This is a genomic window from Niallia sp. XMNu-256, assembly GCF_036670015.1.
Lineage (GTDB): Bacteria > Bacillota > Bacilli > Bacillales > Cytobacillaceae > Bacillus_BD.
This window is the reverse complement of sequence record NZ_CP137636.1, coordinates 2,900,841-2,921,562: the sequence shown is the minus strand read 5'-3', so window position 1 is coordinate 2,921,562 and position 20,722 is coordinate 2,900,841. Positions and strand designations below refer to the sequence as shown.

At 36.2% G+C, this 20,722-nt stretch carries 19 protein-coding genes; 14 read left to right on the top strand and 5 right to left on the bottom strand.

Annotation, left to right across the window (positions count from 1 at the left end):
* The first annotated feature begins 190 nt into the window (after positions 1–190).
* The 7 genes from dinG (at position 191) to R4Z10_RS14780 (ending at position 8,245) form a co-directional block, all read left to right on the top strand.
* The gene (dinG, locus tag R4Z10_RS14810; RefSeq protein ID WP_338470065.1) at positions 191–2,992 is read left to right on the top strand and encodes an ATP-dependent DNA helicase DinG; all 2,802 of its coding nucleotides are present in this window, start codon (positions 191–193) and stop codon (positions 2,990–2,992) included.
* Positions 2,993–3,201: 209 nt separating this feature from the next.
* Positions 3,202–3,675: a DUF5590 domain-containing protein gene (locus R4Z10_RS14805; protein WP_338470064.1), complete on the top strand. Its 474-nt coding sequence runs from the start codon at positions 3,202–3,204 to the stop codon at positions 3,673–3,675.
* 66 nt (positions 3,676–3,741) lie between these two features.
* Positions 3,742–4,932 carry a pyridoxal phosphate-dependent aminotransferase gene (locus tag R4Z10_RS14800; protein ID WP_338470063.1) on the top strand — a complete coding sequence of 397 codons (1,191 nt, stop codon included), beginning with the start codon at positions 3,742–3,744 and terminating at the stop codon, positions 4,930–4,932.
* A 125-nt stretch (positions 4,933–5,057) separates the two neighbouring features.
* Positions 5,058–6,353 (top strand): asparagine--tRNA ligase, encoded by a 1,296-nt coding sequence (asnS, locus tag R4Z10_RS14795; protein ID WP_338470062.1) that lies wholly within the window; start codon positions 5,058–5,060, stop codon positions 6,351–6,353.
* A gap of 144 nt (positions 6,354–6,497) precedes the next feature.
* Positions 6,498–7,199 carry a DnaD domain-containing protein gene (locus R4Z10_RS14790; protein ID WP_338470061.1) on the top strand — a complete coding sequence of 234 codons (702 nt, stop codon included), beginning with the start codon at positions 6,498–6,500 and terminating at the stop codon, positions 7,197–7,199.
* Between the two features lie 21 nt (positions 7,200–7,220).
* Positions 7,221–7,880 (top strand): endonuclease III, encoded by a 660-nt coding sequence (gene nth / locus R4Z10_RS14785; RefSeq protein WP_338470060.1) that lies wholly within the window; start codon positions 7,221–7,223, stop codon positions 7,878–7,880.
* A complete protein-coding gene (locus R4Z10_RS14780) occupies positions 7,877–8,245 on the top strand; it encodes a YpoC family protein (protein WP_338470059.1) in 369 nt (122 codons plus the stop codon). The genes nth and R4Z10_RS14780 overlap by 4 nt, the downstream gene beginning before the upstream one ends.
* Positions 8,246–8,302: 57 nt before the next feature.
* Here the strand turns inward: R4Z10_RS14780 and R4Z10_RS14775 are convergent, their stop codons facing one another.
* Both R4Z10_RS14775 and recU read right to left on the bottom strand, forming a co-directional pair.
* On the bottom strand, positions 8,303–11,062 hold the full coding sequence (locus R4Z10_RS14775; protein WP_338470058.1) for a PBP1A family penicillin-binding protein: 2,760 nt from the start codon (positions 11,060–11,062) through the stop codon (positions 8,303–8,305).
* A gap of 81 nt (positions 11,063–11,143) precedes the next feature.
* Positions 11,144–11,752 carry a Holliday junction resolvase RecU gene (gene recU / locus R4Z10_RS14770; protein ID WP_338470057.1) on the bottom strand — a complete coding sequence of 203 codons (609 nt, stop codon included), beginning with the start codon at positions 11,750–11,752 and terminating at the stop codon, positions 11,144–11,146.
* Between the two features lie 115 nt (positions 11,753–11,867).
* On the opposite strand from recU, the gene R4Z10_RS14765 reads away from it, so the two are divergent.
* Positions 11,868–12,818: a DUF2515 family protein gene (locus R4Z10_RS14765; RefSeq protein WP_338470056.1), complete on the top strand. Its 951-nt coding sequence runs from the start codon at positions 11,868–11,870 to the stop codon at positions 12,816–12,818.
* 35 nt (positions 12,819–12,853) lie between these two features.
* Here R4Z10_RS14765 and R4Z10_RS14760 read toward each other — a convergent pair whose 3' ends face one another.
* On the bottom strand, positions 12,854–13,084 hold the full coding sequence (locus R4Z10_RS14760; RefSeq protein WP_338473301.1) for a hypothetical protein: 231 nt from the start codon (positions 13,082–13,084) through the stop codon (positions 12,854–12,856).
* Between the two features lie 66 nt (positions 13,085–13,150).
* Here R4Z10_RS14760 and R4Z10_RS14755 point away from each other — a divergent pair, with 66 nt between their 5' ends.
* Together R4Z10_RS14755 and R4Z10_RS14750 are read left to right on the top strand one after the other, a co-directional pair.
* Positions 13,151–13,399: a hypothetical protein gene (locus R4Z10_RS14755; protein ID WP_338470055.1), complete on the top strand. Its 249-nt coding sequence runs from the start codon at positions 13,151–13,153 to the stop codon at positions 13,397–13,399.
* Positions 13,400–13,436: 37 nt separating this feature from the next.
* Positions 13,437–13,796, top strand: a complete 360-nt coding sequence (locus R4Z10_RS14750; protein WP_338470054.1) for a DUF1798 family protein — start codon at positions 13,437–13,439, stop codon at positions 13,794–13,796.
* 75 nt (positions 13,797–13,871) lie between these two features.
* Here the strand turns inward: R4Z10_RS14750 and R4Z10_RS14745 are convergent, their stop codons facing one another.
* On the bottom strand, positions 13,872–14,078 hold the full coding sequence (locus R4Z10_RS14745; protein WP_338470053.1) for a YppF family protein: 207 nt from the start codon (positions 14,076–14,078) through the stop codon (positions 13,872–13,874).
* Between the two features lie 201 nt (positions 14,079–14,279).
* Here R4Z10_RS14745 and R4Z10_RS14740 point away from each other — a divergent pair, with 201 nt between their 5' ends.
* The gene (locus tag R4Z10_RS14740) at positions 14,280–14,840 is read left to right on the top strand and encodes a YppG family protein (RefSeq protein WP_338470052.1); all 561 of its coding nucleotides are present in this window, start codon (positions 14,280–14,282) and stop codon (positions 14,838–14,840) included.
* A gap of 151 nt (positions 14,841–14,991) precedes the next feature.
* On the top strand, positions 14,992–16,284 hold the full coding sequence (hcp, locus tag R4Z10_RS14735; RefSeq protein WP_338470051.1) for a hydroxylamine reductase: 1,293 nt from the start codon (positions 14,992–14,994) through the stop codon (positions 16,282–16,284).
* A 52-nt stretch (positions 16,285–16,336) separates the two neighbouring features.
* On the opposite strand, the gene R4Z10_RS14730 is transcribed toward hcp, so the two are convergent.
* Positions 16,337–17,032: a Crp/Fnr family transcriptional regulator gene (locus tag R4Z10_RS14730; RefSeq protein ID WP_338470050.1), complete on the bottom strand. Its 696-nt coding sequence runs from the start codon at positions 17,030–17,032 to the stop codon at positions 16,337–16,339.
* A 138-nt stretch (positions 17,033–17,170) separates the two neighbouring features.
* Between R4Z10_RS14730 and R4Z10_RS14725 the strand changes: the two genes are divergently transcribed.
* Together R4Z10_RS14725 and R4Z10_RS14720 are read left to right on the top strand one after the other, a co-directional pair.
* Complete coding sequence (locus tag R4Z10_RS14725; RefSeq protein WP_338470049.1) at positions 17,171–19,471, top strand: DEAD/DEAH box helicase; 2,301 nt, start codon at positions 17,171–17,173, stop codon at positions 19,469–19,471.
* Entirely contained in the window at positions 19,462–20,703 is a 1,242-nt protein-coding gene (locus R4Z10_RS14720) for a ribonuclease H-like domain-containing protein (protein ID WP_338470048.1), read from the top strand. Before R4Z10_RS14725 ends, R4Z10_RS14720 begins: the two co-directional genes overlap by 10 nt.
* Positions 20,704–20,722 lie beyond the last annotated feature (19 nt).

The following is a 20,722-nucleotide window of genomic DNA, read 5'->3' as shown; positions in this document are numbered from 1 at the left end:
AAAACTCCAGTTGAATGTAGCTAAGCCTCCGGCGGATGACATGGACTTTTTCAAAGGTACTATATCCTGCGAATTTGATACGGGTATCAATAGGTCTTTTCCTTTTCGTAAAAATATGGTACGGTGAAACACAAGAATTGTTAAACGACATTCCTTACGTTTAAAAAAGGAATGTAAGAGGTGTTAGACCATGAATAATAAATATGTTGTTGTGGATTTGGAAACAACAGGGAATTCAGTGAAAAAAGGCGATCGAATCATTCAATTTGCTGGCGTTGTCATTCAAGACGGACAAATTGTTGATCAATTTTCCTCGTTTTTAAACCCAGGACAAACGATCCCGATTTTTATAGAAGAATTAACAGGTATTAGCGATAAAATGGTAGAAGATGCTCCTTTATTTGCTGACATTGCTCCAAAGATTGTTGAAATGCTGGAGGGGGCTTATTTTGTCGCGCATAATGTTTTATTTGACCTTTCCTTTTTACAGGAAGAATTAATTATGGCGGGATATGAGGGATTCTATGGATCTGTACTTGATACGGTAGAAATGGCGAGAATTTTATTACCTATGAGTGACAGTTTTAAGCTATCTGATTTGGCGCTGCAAGAGAACTTGGAACATGATCGCCCCCATCAGGCAGATAGTGATGCTTATGTAACAGCAGAGTTATTGCTCATTCTATTTGAAAAGCTTAGAAAATTACCATTAGGAACATTAAAGCAACTTTATCCATTATCTCATGGACTGAAAAGCGATCTAAATGAGATTATTGATGAACTTATTTTAGAGAAAGAAGGGTTCATTGAAGAGTTAACAGAACTTGAAGTTTATAATGGACTATATATTTGCAAAAGGGAAGAGCTGGAGGATATTTGTGATAAACAGGATCATCCATATCCTCAACCAGAACAAGATAAAGAATCTTTACTGTCGACTGTGTTTCCTGAGTATGAGCAAAGAAGCGGCCAGTTACAAATGATGGACCACATTTATCAATCGTTTCAGAGTGGAGGCCATGCCTTAATAGAAGCAGGAACAGGTGTGGGAAAGTCTCTAGGGTATTTGTTGCCAGCTATTTATTTTTCTAAACTGAAAAATGAACGAGTAATCATCAGTACTTTTACAACCCAATTGCAAGAGCAACTCTTGCATAAGGAGATTCCCTTATTAAAAAAGATGCTTCCCTTCACATTCAAAACCGCTATTTTAAAAGGGAAAAATCATTACTTAAATTTAGATCGGTTCTCGCTTTTATTAAAAGAGACCGATGATAATTATGATACAACTTTGACAAAAATGCAGATTCTAGTTTGGTTAACCATTACATTAACGGGCGATAAAGATGAACTTAATTTGTCGAGTGGAGGTCAGCTGTTTTGGCAAAGAATCCAATTTATTGACCAAAGGAGCACAAATAATAGGTATAACAGCAATTATGATTACTATCTAAGGTCGAGAATAGAAGCTCAGCATGCAGACTTATTGATCGTCAATCACAGTCTGTTGTTAACAGATTTAATAGCAGATAAAAAAACGCTGCCAACGTCGAATTATATCATTATTGATGAAGGACACCATTTAGAAAAAATAGCAGGAAAACATTTTGGATTTGTATTTGATTATGCATTTGTACGGTTTCTCCTGCAGCAAATGGGGGTATATGAACAAAAACAGCTTCTATATAAAGTAGAAAAAGTATTAGAGGAGCTAGGATTTAGAGAAAAAGACTTCATAAACAGAGGAGAATTAAATCAATATCTCTCAGATTTATTACTAGAAATGGATCAATTGTTTCAAACTATAGCTTTTTATGCAAAAGCGAAACAGAAACAAAAAAATCAATCTTACCCAAGTACCATTCAATGTGCCTTAGTAATAGACCATACGAAGGAAAGTCATTCAGTAGTAAGTGATGCGGAACGATTTTTATTTTTATTAAAAGATATCACTAACGCTTTACGAAAGCGACATCAATGGTTGATGGACAGGGATCGAAAAACGCTTAGACAAAATGCAATTATCGATGAATTAACTCTATGGCTAAATAAGGCGGATAAGCTTATGCAGAGCATGAGAAGCGTATTTTTACAACATAGTGGGGAAGAGATTTCATGGATTGAAATTGATACAAGATCCAGAAAGAATAAAACAACTGTTTTTTCACAACCTATTCATGTTTCAAATGGATTGAAGGAACACTTATTCCAACAGAAGAAAAGTGTCATTGTGACTTCTGCCACTCTGACTGTAAAAGATTCGTTTCAATATATGAGAAAAAGTCTTGGTCTTGATCAAGAAAATTGTTCACAAATAGTTGTTCCGACTTCCTTTGATTACCAAAAACAGCTTAAATTTATCATTTCAAATGATTTACCTGAAGTAAAAGCTGTAACAGTTGATGAATATGTCTCAGCAATTGGTGAACATATTATTTCAATCGCAGAAGCAGCAGAAGGACGACTTTTGGTCTTATTTACGTCCTATGAAATGCTTAGAAAAACGTATGATTTAATTAAAGAAAGTGGTTTCTTGCAGGATTATACGTTATTAGCACATGGTATTACAAATGGAAGCAGAGAAAGATTAGTAAGAAATTTTCAACGTTTTAATAAAGCAATCCTGTTTGGTACAAGCAGCTTTTGGGAAGGAATTGATATTCCTGGGGATGATTTATCGTGTTTAATTATGGTGAGACTCCCATTTTCACCACCAGACGAACCGCTTACAGCCATTCGATGTCAACAAATAAAAGATCTAGGGGGTAACCCTTTTTATGAATATTCAGTTCCAGAAGCTGTTATTCGGTTCAAACAAGGCTTCGGAAGACTGATTCGAACTCAAAAAGATAAGGGTGCTTTTGTGATTTTTGATCAACGAATCATAACCACATCTTATGGCAAGGCTTTTCTTCAATCACTTCCTCCTGTTAAAGCAGAACGATTATCTATTGACGAAACAGTCAAACAGATTGAGCAATGGTTAGATTAATGGGGACATAAGAAAAAGGGCTGCACTACAGCAGCCTAAATTGGACGGTTTGGACTAGAATATATTTTAGGTAAATTTAAACTAAACTTGTAAATATCCTGTTATAATAAAGTGGTATTGACTAACTTGTTGTTAAATTATTATAACCGGCAAGATATATAGTATGAGTAGAAAAAAATACCTTACCTACATAATAAAGAGTGATGACAATGAAAAAATGGTTATTAATAATTGGTATTCTTGTAATAGGATTCATTACGTTGAGTACTGTCATTTATATGAATGCGATCGACCCGCTTAAATTAGCAGAGGAAAAGGCTGTTAAAGTTGTTAAGGAAGAAACTTCTATTTCAACGATAGACGATTTTAATATATATAATGGTGAAGAGTCTTATTATGTAATCCAGGGAAGAAACGGGAAGGGTACAAGGCTTATTGCTTGGATTCCAGAAGAAAAAGGAAAAATTGTTGTAAAAAAGGCCTCTGATGGAATTAAACGTCAAGAAGCGATTCAAGTTGTTTCTGGTGAAATTAGCTCCGATCCGATTATCTCAGTAAAACTTGGAATGGAAAAAGGAATCCCACTTTGGGAGGTTCATACCCGTACAGATAAAAATTTATTAAACTATTACTTGATTGAATTTGAGACAGGGAAATGGCTTAAAAAAATAGAAAATTTATAAGGCATATTCATAACTTAACTTAATGATGATATATAATAACCGAATATTCTAAAGGGGATTGAAAAAATGGAAGTAAAGCTGGCTAATCGAGTAAAAGCATTAACACCGTCTGCAACTTTGGCTATTACAGCTAAGGCAAAAGAATTGAAAGCTGCTGGTTATGACATAATTGGACTTGGAGCAGGTGAACCTGACTTTAATACACCACAACATATTATTGATGCGGCTACTAGGTCCATGAACGAAGGTCATACAAAATACACTCCGTCTGCAGGATTACCTGCACTTAAAGAAGAAATATCAAAGAAATTTAAGCGTGATCAAGGTTTAGAATATACAGTGAATGAAATCATGGTGGCAAGTGGTGCAAAGCATGCTTTATACACTTTGTTCCAAGTTTTACTAAATGATGGGGACGAAGTGATTATACCTACGCCGTATTGGGTGAGTTATCCTGAACAAGTGAAATTAGCTGGTGGCGTACCGGTGTATATTGAAGGATATGAAAAGAATGAATTTAAAATCACACCAGATCAGTTAGAGGGTGCCATTACAGATAAAACAAAAGCACTCATTCTTAATTCACCAAGCAATCCAACCGGAATGATTTATACAAAGGATGAGTTGGCTGCATTAGGTAGAATTTGTTTAGAAAAAGATATCTTCATCGTATCCGATGAAATTTATGAAAAATTAATTTATGGTGGACATCAACATATTTCAATCGCACAACTCTCACCGGAATTAAAAGCGCAGACGATTATTATTAATGGTGTATCAAAATCCCATTCAATGACAGGTTGGAGAATTGGTTATGCTGCAGGAAATAGCGAAATTATTAAAGCCATGACAAATTTAGCTAGTCATAGTACATCAAATCCAACAACAACTGCTCAATATGGAGCGATTGCTGCGTACAGTGGTTCACAGGATGAAGTTGAAAAAATGAGAAAAGCATTTGAGGAACGATTAAATACCATTTATGAGGCCTTAATTGCAATCCCAGGAGTTACCTGTCTCAAGCCTCAAGGTGCGTTTTATCTGTTTCCAAATGTGCAAAAGGCTGCAGAACAAACTGGCTATTCGACTGTTGATGAATTTTCAACTGCTTTGTTGGAAGAAGCGAAGGTAGCGGTCGTTCCAGGATCTGGTTTTGGCGCACCCAAAAATATTCGGTTATCGTATGCAACTTCACTTGATTTGTTAGAAGCTGCAATTGCGCGAATGAAAGAGTTTGTTGAAAAGAAAACCAAATAGAAGGAAAAAGCGAAAATCTTAGATTTTCGCTTTTTCACTTCTACATCAATTTTCTATTTTTTAACTAAAATGGTATAATCATACATAATACATACTAGTTAATAGTTTTTGGAGGGAACAAATGCATGGCAAAAGTAACGATTGCTGAGGTACCAAAGCATCTGGATGAAGAGGTAACCATTGGTGCTTGGATAGCAAATAAACGTTCAAGTGGAAAAATCGCTTTTTTACAACTGCGGGATGGAACAGGATTTATTCAAGGTGTAGTTGTAAAAGCAGATGTATCTGAAGAGGTATTTCAAACTGCTAAAACAATTACACAAGAATCGTCTCTATATGCGACAGGGATCGTACAGAAAGATGAGCGCTCACCATTCGGTTATGAGCTGCAAATTAAGAAGCTCGAAGTCCTTCATCATTCTGTTGATTATCCAATTACTCCTAAAGAGCATGGTACTGAATTTTTAATGGACCACCGTCATTTATGGCTTCGTTCTAAAAGGCAGCATGCTGTCATGAAAGTACGTAATGAAATTATCCGTGCTACTTATGAATTCTTTAATCAAAATGGTTTTGTTAAAGTAGACCCACCGATTTTAACAGGTAGTGCACCAGAAGGGACAACTGAACTTTTCGCAACGAAATACTTTGATGAGGATGCTTACCTTTCCCAAAGTGGGCAACTATATATGGAAGCCGCTGCAATGGCATTAGGTAAAGTCTTTTCGTTTGGTCCAACATTTAGAGCAGAAAAGTCAAAAACAAGACGACATTTAATTGAGTTTTGGATGATTGAACCTGAAATGGCATTCGTAGAGTTCGATGAAAGCTTACAAGTTCAGGAAGAATATGTATCATTTCTCGTGCAATCTGTGCTCAAAAACTGTCCGTTAGAATTGAAAACTCTTGGGAGAGATGTAAGTAAGTTAGAAACTATAACTGCACCCTTTCCACGGATCACTTATGACGACGCACTTAAACTGCTGCATGAAAAAGGTTTTGATGATATTGAGTGGGGTGATGATTTTGGTGCACCTCATGAAACGGCAATTGCGGAAAGTTATGATAAACCTGTTTTTATTACCCACTATCCAACAACATTAAAGCCATTTTATATGCAACCAGATAAGAATCGGCAGGAAGTGGTTCTCTGTGCTGACTTAATCGCTCCAGAAGGTTATGGCGAGATTATTGGAGGCTCTGAGAGGATACATGATTATGATTTATTAAAACAGAGATTGGAAGAGCATGGACTGGAAATGGCTGCTTACAAATGGTATTTAGAATTAAGCCAATACGGCGCAGTCCCCCATTCCGGTTTTGGACTTGGACTAGAAAGAACGGTCGCATGGTTAAGTGGAGTTGAGCACGTTCGTGAAACCATTCCTTTCCCACGATTATTGAATCGACTTTATCCATAATTTTAACCTAAAATGATAAGGTGTTAGACATCTCCAATAATAAAATGGAGGATTCTAACACCTTTTTAGTAGTTGTTATTGGGAAGTTTCACTACCTGACGAACCTCTTATTTTCGTGTTATACTAATAAGGAGGTGTTCAAAATTGAGTAAAACAAAGATTTTAAAATGGTTGCATGAAGGACAAATCACAATTCCTTCAGCATTGCTGTCCCAATACAAAAATATGAGATTAAATGAAGAAGAACTTGTCCTATTGCTACAACTTATTTCACATATCGATAAAGGAAATGAATTTCCTACTCCAGTTGAACTATCCTCTTCAATGACGATATCCGTATCAGAGTGCTCGGACTTGCTTCGTAGATTAATCCAAAAAGGAATGATTGAAATTAATGAGGGATCTACCGGGGGAATTAGATTTGAAAAGTATTCATTAGATCCCTTATGGGAAAAGCTAATTGACTCTTTCTTAATGGATGAAAAGCAAAAAGAACTACAGGCTAATAAGAATGAAGAATTAAATTTATATACCTGTTTTGAACAAGAATTCGGCAGACCGCTTTCACCATTTGAGTGCGAATCACTATCAATGTGGTTGGATGATGATCATCATGATCCCGTACTTATCAAATCAGCTTTACGAGAAGCGGTTATATCAGGAAAGTTAAATTTCCGATACATTGATCGAATTCTTTTTGATTGGAAACGAAATGGAATCAAAACGATTGAACAGGCAAAAAGCCAAGGGCGTAAAATCCGGCAACATCAACAACAAAAGCAAAGGCCAATAGAGGAACCTGTAAATAAGCAGCCACTACCTTTTTATAATTGGTTAGAAAATTAATATAATGGGAAAGGGAAGAAGATGTTAAGGAAAAGCGAGATTAGGTTTTGTTTAGATAAAATGGGGGAAATGTTTCCTGATGCTCATTGCGAATTAAACCATCGAAATCCGTTTGAGTTAGTCATTGCGGTCCTACTATCTGCGCAGTGTACAGATGTTTTGGTTAATAAGGTGACGAAGAATCTATTTGAAAAATATAAAACCCCTGAAGATTATTTAAACGTATCACTAGAAGAACTCCAGCAAGATATCCGTTCCATCGGTTTATTTAGAAATAAAGCTAAAAATATTCAAAAGCTATGTCAAATTTTATTGGATGAGCATTGTGGCATTGTGCCTAATACACGGGAGGAACTAGTGAAACTTCCTGGCGTCGGTAGAAAAACAGCAAATGTTGTGGTGTCTGTTGCCTTTGATGTTCCTGCTATTGCCGTTGATACTCATGTTGAAAGAGTAAGCAAGCGGTTAGGTTTTTGTCGTTGGAAAGACACCGTTTTGGAAGTGGAAGAGACGTTAATGAAAAAAGTACCGATGGATGAATGGTCAGTTACCCATCATCGCATGATCTTTTTTGGCCGCTATCATTGTAAAGCGCAAAACCCGCAATGTCCATCATGCCCCTTATTAGAGGTTTGTAGAGAAGGGAAAAAGAGAATGAGGGCGAAGGAGAAGGGAAAATGAGAACTCAGCCATGGACAGAACCTAAAATAACTGTTCCTGTCCTATTTTCACAATGGCAGGAGACAAAAAAAGAATTACAAGCAGGTTTCTCTAAAAGAGATTCTTCCAAAACAGAAATGCCAATGAAAAAGGGGATCGACTTATTTTTAAAAGCATTGTATTGGTCTAACCGTCAACCTGTTGATAGCGAAGTCCAAGATACGGATGGCTTGAAGATAAAACCAGTGAATATTGGAGAAAGATTAAAGTATATTTTGCAAAACTCTAATAAATATCACTCTTTTGTTCAATTGTCCGAACTGTTTGTGGAAATGGAAAAAGTATATAAAAAACAAGAAGCATTGTTGAAGTTAAAAAAATCTTAATCACAGTGTGTGAAAAAAAAGCGTCTAAAAGCTTGATCGGCTCTTAGACGCTTTTTATTATGGTTGTGGCTGTTCCTCAGTTTCTTGTTGTTGTTGTTGCTGCTGTTGCTGTTGTGGCTGCTGATTCGGAGAAGGTTGATTTACGTCCCCTTGTTCGGGCTGTTCTTGTTCAACATCTTCATCAGCATCATCATCTTCCCGATTAGCATCTGGTTTCTCGTTATTAGGTTTCCCATTGTTTCCATTGTTTCCGGGGTTCCCATTGTTTCCATTGTTTTCGTTATTTCCGGGATTCCCATTGTTTCCATTGTTTCCATTGTTTTCGTTATTTCCGGGATTCCCGTTGTTCCCATTGTTTTCGTTCTTTTGTTCATTATTTTCGCCCTGTTCGTTGTTTTCGCTGTTTTGATCTTGATCTTCATTTTGTTGATCTTGATCTTCAGCCTCATTTTCATTCTCAGGACCTGGGATTTGAACGCTAGCAGTTACAGCATCACTTTGTCGACCATCTTTAGAAACGGACAATTTAAATGTATAAGTTGCACCAGGTTGTGGACTAGCCATTCTATATCCATTTTCTGAAGTTGAAGGTAACGATTGGTCAGCTCCTCCATTTACGGATACTGATAGGTTATAAGAACCTTCAATACTTGAACTCCATGATAAACGAACTTCATTAGCACCTTGATCATACTGTGCAGAGAATCCGCTTGGAGCCTCTAATTTCTTAAATTTCTGGGATACTTCATTCGGTACGTGACCTTTTACAGCATATTCGTAAGCAACTTGGTCATTAGGTGTGTAATCACTAGCAAGTTTAGCTGTTCCTTTTTCAATTTTTACTCTTTGTACCGAATTAGGCATCGTGAAGTCCGCTGTTTCTTTTCCTTCTGAAACATGGGTCATTAATTCTTTAAATATTTTCCTAGCTAGCTGTTGATCACTGCCTACAATTGGAGTGTGCAGCTTTTCATAGCCTGTCCATACTGAAATAGTATAGTTGGTATTATAGCCCACAAACCATATATCTGGTACTCCGCCACTTGGAATTTTATGTTCTCGTTTTTTATCACTAGAGTAGTTAGTTGTACCCGTTTTACCTGCGATATGATGACCAGGAACATTTGCAGCGCGACCTGTACCATATGGGGCAGAGACAGCACTTTTTAATATGTCAGAAATCATAAATGCAGTATAATCACTCATCGCTACTTCTGTTTCAGGTTTCATATTAATTTTTGTTCCATCTCTGAAAACAACTTCCTTTACCGCGTGTGGCTTTGTATAATAGCCATTGTTTCCGAATGCACTAAAAGCTCCAGCCATTTGTAATGAAGAAACTCCATCTTCAAGACCGCCTAATGCACTCGCTTCGTATATTTCTTCATCTAAATCAAGTCCAAGCCCGTTTGCGAATTCTTTTGCCCGGTCAGTACCAACCTCTTTTAAGGCTTTAACAGCTGGTATATTACGAGATCTAGCGAGTGCCTCACGAATCGACATGGCGCCCATATGTCTCATATCCCAGTTATTTACGGTTTGCCCAGTCGAATATTTATAAGGTTCATCAACTATCGTTTGATACGTTCCCCATTTTAAGTGTTCAATTGCTGGTCCATAATCAAGAACTGGTTTGATAGTAGAACCTGGTTGACGTGGGAAGTCAGCGTAATTAAGACCAAAATCTAGTTCTTTGTCACGACTGCCCCCAATGGCACGAATTTCCCCCGTTTTCGTATCAAGTAAAGTGATTCCTGCTTGGAATTTGTCATCAGGAAATTCAATTACCTCGTCTGTATACATCATTTTATCCACATGATCCTGCGCATTTAGATCAAGGGTTGTATAGATTTTTAACCCGTCTGAATACACATTAATTTCAGGGTATTTTTTTTCAATTTCCTTAATAGCAAGACCAATAAATGGGTCATATGGAATATCAGTTTCCTGCTGTCGATCTTCTTCTTTCAGCGCTAAATCAGAAATATGAATGGCTTGTGCTTCTTTCATTTCGGTCTCAGAAATAAAGCCGTGTTTGTGCATTAACGATAGTACGACATTTTTACGATTATTTGCATTTTCAGGATGATTGAAAGGATTATAATTGTTCGGGCTTTGCGGCATCCCTGCAATAAGAGCAGCTTCAGGTAAAGTTAAGTCTTTTAATTCTTTGCCAAAGTAAATCTTTGACGCTGTTGCAATCCCCGTTGCTCTCTGAGACATAAACACTTTATTTACATATAATTCGAAGATTTCTTCTTTCGTATAATTTCGTTCTAGTTGAATCGCAAGCCATGCTTCTTGGGCTTTACGTGATATTGTTTTTTCAAAAGTTAAAAAGTGCATTTTTGCAACCTGCTGAGTGATTGTACTACCACCCTCAGCCCCGAAACCATCGGTCACATTGGCGATTACAGCACCGACTAACCGAATGGGGTCTATCCCATGATGTTTAAAAAATCGGGAGTCTTCCGTGGCAATCACTGCATTCCTAACAAGTTCTGGTATGTTTTCATAATCCACATAGTCTAGTTTTTGGGTACCAATTTCAGTAACAAATGTTCCATCCAAGCTGTAGATTTCGGATGGAATAGATGCCTTTAATGTAGCAGCATCCAATTTTGGAGTATCCTTCACCATGTAAGCAAATGTTGCTGCACCTCCAACACCCGCAATAATTGCGAGAGCTAGGATTACTAGTAAAGTAGTTTTTAATAAGGAACCCTTCGACATCTTTTTCTTGTTTCCATTTCGCTTTTGTTTAGCGGATTCTTGCTGTCTTCGACGTTCCTCCCTAGATGAATAGTTTTCTGTCATCGTAATTCCTTCCTTTCTTCACTTAACAAAGGTGGATATAATTTTAACTAGGTATAGATGATTATCTATTCTACCATTATATTAAAAATCGTAAAGTTGGTCGATAATTTTAATATAATCAAGTCTTGGTTGCAGCCCAAGTGGTATGTAAAGACCATTTTGTTTAATTTCCTCTTTTGTTATCGATTTTCTTCCACCGTTTTTCATACGTTCCCAATAGGAAAGAAGATAATGTGCTTCAAAAAAATAGACTTCTTCAGATGAAGAAAAGCGTAGAATGACAAAACAAATTCCATCTTGCTCTAATACCTGCTCCATATGCTGGATTTGATGTTCATGAAAATTCTTAAGAGGAAAAGCTGTAGTTAGTTTCGTTTCTTTGGCCTCAAAATCAATGTATTTTCCCTTATAGATACCATTATAATCGGTCGTAGACGCTTGTTTAAAATAGGCTTCACGAATAACAGCCGCACTTCTTTTTGGATAATCTACATTTACAATTTGGATGGGAGTAGGCTTCTTATGGATAACAGCTATTCCTCTACTTAAATAATATTGATTTGTTTCATTAAGGTCCTCTTCTAAAGTCATCCCTCTTTTTCCATAAGATATGTTTAGATCCTTACGTTTAATAGGCTTTAATTGATTGTTTGAAAAAAAACGTTTCCCATTCGGATAGTTGAAATGCATTTATTATCACCTCACATGCTATTATTAATAATACCAAATTATAGCATGATCATGTTGTATAAAATGCACCAATTGGCAAACGATACTAGTAGTCTAATCAAAAGGCTGTGAATGTATGTTAAATGATGAAATGATGCTTGTTCAACAAATTAAAGATGAAACAAGAAAATGGAATCTTGACAATATCTCGCGCACTGATGCTTATTTGCGATTCTATCAAGAGAATCAAGAGATTTTATGGTCCTTTCTAGCTCATATGGTTTCGCGAAACGCTGGTTGGAATATGTGTGATCTCGAAGGAAACTGGATGCCGCGATTATTAGACAAAAAAACGAGAGAAACGATTTATTTTACTTATGAAAAAGCTAATTGGTTAATTTTTCAGGATGCTTATCCACAACTTTTGCTGTATCAGTATTCGAAGTTGAAAAAACAACCCATGTTTCATTTATTAAAACATTTTCACATATCTTCATTTATGGAAAAAGAATGGAATGCACTTTGGTATGTTCAAGATCTAAAACGAATGTTATACTCCCTCATTATTAACGAGCAAAATGTTGTTCAAAAGCCGGTAATCCATCATCCTTTCTATCAAAGAAAAGTATTCCACTCCGCTTATTTTAATTTTCAAGATTGGTTCCATTTCAGCTCTGTATTATTACCTACTTGTAATGGATCTTTATTTGGAGCCAGTGTAACAGGATTTAAAAAGGTTCATAAGCGGATTGAGCTTGGGAAAAAAATTGCAGCCATTCTTTTTGATAACGATATCTATCCTCTTGTATATGAGTTTGCTGCCAAGACAGTTCATACAGGTTCAAGATATGATTATGAGTACTATTTTATGAAAAGAAAAAAAAATGATACCCCATTTTTGCGTATGGCTTTTCCTGTTATCGACCACGCTAATGAAAGCGTTGAAGATTGGTCATTAAATAAGCGGATTCCATCGAAATGGTATGAAGATCCCAAAATAAATGAATCCATAATACTCACTGATTGGTTTAGAAAGAAGCAAGAGCAACTACATAAATTGGCTTTATTCAAAAGCCTTCTTCAATAAGAAAAACTGAGTGAGGTTTCCTCACTCAGTTTTTCTTATGTAGAAGGACGATCAGGCCCTTCTAATTTTTTATCGCCATATCCTGGTTTCGTTTCTTCAAGTTTCTTAGGTTGTACTTTATTTTGTTTTTGTTTTTGTTTCATCCAAAAACACCTCCCAAGTGTATTTTCTACATATAACATTGCTTTTATCCAATCTTTGTCGAATGGGAAAATATTTTTTGAAATTTTCTTCTTTCTTTGACGAATTCCTTCTAGTTTTGTCAAGCGAGAAGGAAGTTTATAAAAAAGAAAGAATAGATAAATTTAAGATCACAAGGGAGGTATAAAACGATGCAAACGGCTGTTCTTAGAAAAGGGGATTTAATGCAAATGTTACTTGAGATGGAATCACAGCTTGAACAATTAGATCATTCAATCGTATTTAATATATCTCAACAACATCAACGGTGGGAAATAGAACAAGAAACTCGTTTGGATTCCTATGTAAAACAAATGGAAATATTAGAAGGAAAAATGACCGCTAATCGAGAGCGTCAGGAAATAAATTCGAAATCATTTAGATTAAAACTAAGTTATTAATAAAGAGTTTTTTCTAAAAAGATGGTAAAATAAGTGTATGGAAAATAATAAATTAATTAAATTAACGAACCAATTACTTTTAGTGTCCGATCAAATCTTACAAAGATTCCAACAAGCAAAAGAAGACGGTCAATCAGGGGATTTCTACCAAGAAGTTATGCCATTTTCGGACAAAGTCCAGGATTTAGTGGATCAATGGTGGGTCGAGGTAGATCTTTGGACGAAACAACATAATCAAGTAAATATTAAGCAACTCATTAATACGAAGGATCAACTGGAAAAGATAGCAATTCAAGCGTTTTATCCACAAACAAGTAGAAAAAATTTCTTGGATATGATGAATTCGATTACATTTGTATTAAATACCATTTTAGACGAAAATAAAATCGATAAATAAGGGTTTGACTGATAAGCTATCGTAATTCATCGACATCTTATCAGTCAAACCCTTTATTCTGTAATACATTCTTAGTTATTGTGCAATGGTGTCATTAACGAATAGAATTTCTGGAATGCGGGCCCCTAAATTTTCTAGTTCACGAACAAGGTTCCGATATTCACCAATTGAAATCTCATTATGAATATAGGACTTTTTTGTAAAATCTAATAATTCATTAACATCTTCTGTCAAATATTTGCGAATTTGTAGAAATTTTAACTTGAGTTCGTGAACAGTCATCTTTTTTTTATCCTCCCCAGTGATCTTTTTCCCTATTTTACCATGGAAGAATTATATATTTTGTTTTTAAAATATTTAGATTTCCGACAGGAATCCCCATTAGTTGACATTGCACCATCTAGGCATAACTACATATTGTATAATAACGAAAAGTGTTGAAGAAGAAATACGCTGTTGAAGATAGTAGGAGGAGGAAATGTTATGTATACTCCATACTCAAGAAATCAAGGTTTCTATCGTATGCCATCTATACACAACAATCAATGGAATTCATTCAATTACCCTTATCAAAGTCCATCATATTTGTTCCAAGAGCGAACAAATGGTATAGGGCAACCGCCATGGAGTCCTTTCATAAACCCATACGCAGGTGGGTTTCCCTATCCTTACGGAAATCCATATTTTACACAGCCCCAACAAGGGGAGTTCCAGCAACAACAGAGTATTCAATCTACAAATAATAGTTCAAACGAACCAACCTACTCAGATCTAGTTTTTCAAAATCCGTTATTATCGGATGAACAAGCACCATCGTACAATAACCCAATGTACCAAAATCAAGAACCTTATTTTCATCCCTATCCTAAAGCTTCTTTCTTAGCTAAACCACCATCAAGTGTTCAAAATGTGTTGAATTCCTTTAAATCACAAGATGGCAGTCTCGATATTCCAAAGATGGTCGATACGGCCGGTCAAATGATTAATGCTGTTAGTCAAGTATCTTCTGTTGTCAAAGGGATTGGTGGAATATTTAAAGTATAACAATGTAAGAAACCATCCAGGTCCTGGGTGGTTTTTTGCATTACTGTGAACAGTTTGTGACATTGGTCCATTAAGTGATTAATATCACTTTTTTATAAATGAGTGATTGATAATATGTACGTAATACAAGTTTTGAGAGGATGATTAATTAATGTTTTGCTATCAGTGTGAACAAACTCCGAGCGGGGGATGTAAAGTTATCGGTGTATGTGGAAAAGATGAAACGATTGCTAGTTTACAAGATACAATGATTTTTGGGTTAAAAGGGATTGCTGCTTACCGTACTCACGCAAACCAATTAGGATATACGGATCCTTTTGTTGATGCGACTACTCATGAAGCATTGTATATGACGTTAACTAACTCTAACTTTAATGTTCAAGAACATATTGAAATGCTTATGAAAGTGGGTAAATCTACGGTTCGTATGATGGAAGTATTAGACGAAGCGCATACAAGCATTCTAGGGGTTCCAGAACCAATTACGGTTTCGCAAAATAAGATTGAAGGAAAATGTATTGTAGTAACAGGACATAATCTATTTGCTCTTGAGCAACTGTTAAAACAAACAGAAGGGAAAGGCATTAATATTTATACTCACTCAGAAATGCTACCTGCTCATGGATACCCAGCATTAAAGAAATATTCCCACTTAAAGGGTAATATCGGGAAAGCGTGGTTTGATCAAAGAAGATTATTCGAGAAATTCCCAGGAGCGATTCTAGCTACAACGAACTGTGTTATGCCTATTAAAGGAACCTATGCAGATCGTATGTTTTCCTATGAAGTTGCTGGTTTGGAAAATGTTCAAAAAATTGAAAATGATGACTTCAGTCCATTAATTAACCGTGCTTTAGAACTACCAGAAGCAAATATTGAATCAGAAGAAACACTGACAACTGGTTATCACCATGAAACAGTTCTAGGAATTGCTCCGGAAATCATCCAAGCGGTTAAAGATGGAAAAATTAAACGTTTCTTCGTTATCGCGGGTTGTGATGCACCTGGAAAGGGTGGGGAGTACTATCGTGAATTAGCGACTTCTTTACCTCCAGAAGCGGTTATTTTAACGACATCATGTGGGAAATTCCGCTTCAATGATGTGGATTACGGAACAGTACCAGGAACAGACATTCCACGTTATATTGACTTAGGACAATGTAATAACTCTGGTTCTACGATTAAAATCGCAAAAGCACTTGCTGAAGCGTTCGAGTGTGAAATTAATGATCTACCATTAAGTATTGTTCTTTCTTGGTTTGAACAAAAGGCTGTAGCGATCTTACTTGGATTATTTAGTCTAGGAATTAAAGATGTTCGAATTGGACCTAAGCCACCTGAGTTTATTTCTGAAGGAGTTATGAAAGTCCTTCAAGAAACATTCAATTTACAATTAATTGGTACGGCACAAGAAGATATGAAAGATATGCTTGCATTAAGCTAAGTGATACAAAAGAGGATGAATCGGTGATTTCGATTCATCCTCTTGTTATTTTCTATAAAAAAAGTTCCTCATCTAATAGATAGGGGTCAAAAATTAAATCATTGCTTGCATCTGTTTCGATCAGTTGCTCCTTTTTGAGTCGTGTGAGAGTCCGGCTCACTGTTTCTCTTGTTGTACCAATCATATTCGCGAGGTCCCGATTTGTAAACTCCGCTTTTAAAAGAATGCGACCATTATCCAGTTCTTTTCCGTGTTCTCTCCCAAGTCGAATCAATAACTTTATAATTTGCTGATACGTATTATTTAAGATTTGTGATTCAAGTCGCTCCTGTAAATCAACAATCTTTTCTCCTAACACCTTAAAGACTTTAATACATAGTTCAGGGTTTTCAATTAAAACCTTTTCAAATTGAGAAATCGGAACCACAACTAAAATCGCATCTTCTAGAACTTCCGAAAAGGCAGGATAATTACCTTTACGAAAGAATCCAACATGGGGAAACATATCGCCCTTTTTTAAAATTGAAACGATTTGTTCTTTCCCATTCAAATCAGTTTTATAAATTTTGATTTTTCCTTCGTAGATAAAATAGACGTTTTCAAGTGGCTCATCCTGTAAAAATACATGACTGCCTTTGTTCCATTCTCTTGAAATCGATATATCAACAATTTTATATATTTCATCGTCACTAAGATTGCGAAATAATGAAAACTCAGATAAGACATTTTTAATTTGCTCGTTATTCATTAAAGTCACCTCAAATTATTTACCCTATCCCATTTTAACAGAGAAAACGAAAAAGGTCTTAGAAATATATAGAATTAGTAGAAAACACTTTATAAACGAACGTTTATTCGCTACAATAAGAATGATGGAGGGATACGAATGAGTCTACACAAATCGTTACAAGAGATTATAAAAGAATTAAAGTTCTCCGACCATTTCAAACAAAATATTGTTCATTGGCAGACAATTGAAGCGAGAGAAGCAAAAGTGGTTGATTTTCCAGATTCGATTCATCCTTCTTTAATAAAAGCTCTACAACAACGAGGGGTTCATACATTGTATACCCATCAAAAAGAAGCTTATGATCAGGTTATGGAAGGAAACAATATAGTTGCTGTAACGCCAACTGCATCTGGAAAAACATTATGTTATAACCTTCCCGTTATTGAAACCATTATAAATAATCCGAACGCTAGAGCCCTTTATTTGTTTCCAACAAAAGCACTAGCTCAAGACCAAAAAAGTGAAATTAATGAATTAATAGAGGAAGCTGGCTTAAAGATCAATAGCTATACGTATGATGGGGATACACCAGCAAATATTCGCCAGAAGGTGAGAAAAGCCGGGCATATCGTGATTACTAATCCAGATATGCTTCATTCAGGAATTTTGCCGCATCATACGAAATGGGTTTCTCTTTTCGAAAACTTAAAATATATTATTATCGATGAACTTCATATTTATCGAGGTGTATTTGGCAGTCATGTAGCAAATGTATTAAGACGTTTACAAAGAATTTGCCGATTTTATGGCAGTAACCCCATCTTTATTTGTACGTCGGCAACCATTGCGAATCCGCTTGAATTAGCTCAAACATTAACTGAAAAAAAGATGCATTTAATTGAAAAGAACGGTGCACCAAGTGGAACGAAACACTTTCTGTTTTATAATCCCCCGATTGTCAATAAACCGTTAAATATTAGGCGAAGCGCAACTTTAGAGGCTCGAAAGCTAGCAAGCCATCTTTTGAAAAATAAAATTCAAACCATCGTTTTTGCCAGAAGCCGTGTTCGTGTTGAAATTATCCTATCTTATTTAAAAGAATTGGTTAAATATCAATTAGGTCCTAAGGCAATCAGAGGGTACCGTGGTGGATATTTACCGACTGAAAGACGGGAAATTGAAAATGGACTTCGTTCAGGTGACATTTATGGAGTTGTTAGCACCAACGCTTTAGAGTTAGGGGTTGATATTGGTCAACTGCAAGTATGTATTATGACAGGATATCCAGGTACAATTGCCAGTACTTGGCAGCAAGCCGGAAGGGCAGGGAGGCGGCGTGGGGAATCACTCGTGGTTATGGTCGCTAGTTCTAGCCCACTTGATCAATATATCATCGGACATCCTGATTATTTCTTTAACCGAAGTCCTGAAACGGCGAGAATAAATCCGGATAATTTAATTATCCTTATTGATCATATGAAGTGTGCGGCATATGAACTCCCTTTTAGAGAAGGGGAGACATTTGGCAGCATTGAAACGAGTGAACTCCTTGAATATCTTACAGAGGAACGAATTCTTTATAAGAATGGAGATAAATGGTATTGGATGAGGGACTCTTTTCCAGCTCATAATATTTCCCTACGTTCAGCTTCACAGGAAAATGTGGTCATTATTGATTATTCGGATGTGGCCAATGTAAAGGTAATAGGGGAGATGGATCGATTTTCAAGCATGACACTTTTGCATGAAGAAGCCATTTATCTTCATCAAGGAATTCAATACCAAGTGGAAAAATTGGATTGGGAAGAAAAAAAGGCATTTGTACGTGAAGTTTCCGTAGATTACTATACAGATGCAAATTTAGCAGTCGCATTAAAGGTCCTTGAAGTCGATAAATACCAGAAAGACAACAAGGTTGAAATTGGCTTTGGTGATGTTAGTGTTTTGGCGATGGCCACTATTTTTAAAAAAATTAAATTTGAAACCCATGAAAACATCGGTTCAGGTCCGATCACTCTTCCAGAAGAAGAATTGCATACAAGTTCAGCCTGGATATCGTTAAACCAAGAGGAGATCAATTTAAATGAAGAAAGGCTTGATCAAGGGATTATCGGGGCCTCTCATGCCTTGAAGCATATTGCTCCATTATTTGTGATGTGTGATGCCGGTGATATCCATGTTGTACCACAAATTAAGGCGGCCCATAACGAAAAACCGACTATTTTTTTCTATGACCGCTATCCGGGGGGAATTGGGTTAAGTGAAAAAATCTATGAGGGAATGAATTCGATTATTAAAGAGGCGAAAAGTATGGTAATGAATTGTCCGTGTGAACATGGTTGTCCGTCTTGTATTGGAATAGATTCATCATCAGAATCAGTGAAACAGGATTCATTACGATTATTATCGATGTTCCAAATGGTCTCGAATCCAAAGGTGATAAATGAATGTCAATAAAAAATAAGCTAAATCGACTAAAAAATCATCTATCACATAACAATGAGCGGGGTGACGAGATAAGATCTCATCAGGCTGCCAAACAAAAAGACATTCCGTTTCTTGATATTTGGGAAGAGTGGGGCGTCACCCCTTACTTTGTTGATGAAGATTATTGTTTAGTAAGGGAAGTAACCTATCCTTTAGAGGCTTACCATGGAAAGTATCGTTTTATCGATTTCCTTCAAGCGGTTCATGCATGGAATCATAGTGAACTAGCACATCCTTTATCCTCGTTCGGATATAAGGCCCAAGACTTATTTTTCTTTGATACTGAAACAACCGGTCTTGGTGCAGGAACCGGAACAACTATATTTCTACTTGGACATGCAAGTGTTAAAGATGAAGAGATTGTTGTTAAACAACATATTCTTCCACAACCTGGTTCAGAAGTACCTTTGTATAAGAGCTTTTTGGAAAGTATCAATTACACGAGTATGGTTACTTATAATGGAAAGGCTTTTGATTGGCCGCAAGTTCAAACACAGCACACATTGATTCGAAATCATGTGCCCAAACTTCCGGCTTTCGGTCATTTTGATTTATACCATGCTGCGAGAAGAATGTGGAAACATCGTCTCGATCGGATCAAGCTTTTTAACGTCGAAAGGGAAATATTAGGTTTTGAACGAAAAGATGATATTCCCGGATTTTTAGCTCCAATGATTTATTTTGATTTTGTAGAGCGAAAAAATCCGGAAGGAATGCTAGGAATTCTAAAACATAATGAACTGGATATTTTATCCTTAATTACTCTGTATACCCATTTAACTTTTCAACTATTAAATCTCGATAAAAGCCAAACAAGTAAAGAATTCTTTGAAGTAGGTCGTTGGTTTTCTTATATAGGAGAAAAGAGAGCGGCTGAGAAGGTATATACCCGGCTTGCGGAAAGTAAGGAAGAAGTGTCAGTTAAAGCAAAGCATGAACTTGCATTTGTATTTAAAAAGAAAAAAGAATGGGGCCGGGCGATTGATTTATGGACAGACGTTGTTAAGGAAGCCGATCACAAATTACAAATAGAAGCATGCGTGGAATTAGCAAAAATCTTTGAACATCGATTGAGAGACTTAGATAAGGCCATTGAATATACCGAAATTGCGATGAAAAAATACTTCCAATTAACAAATGAACAGAATGAGAAACTATTAAAAAGAATGACTCGTCTCACATCTAAAATACTTAGAAAATAGGCTTAGAAGGTCTTTACTT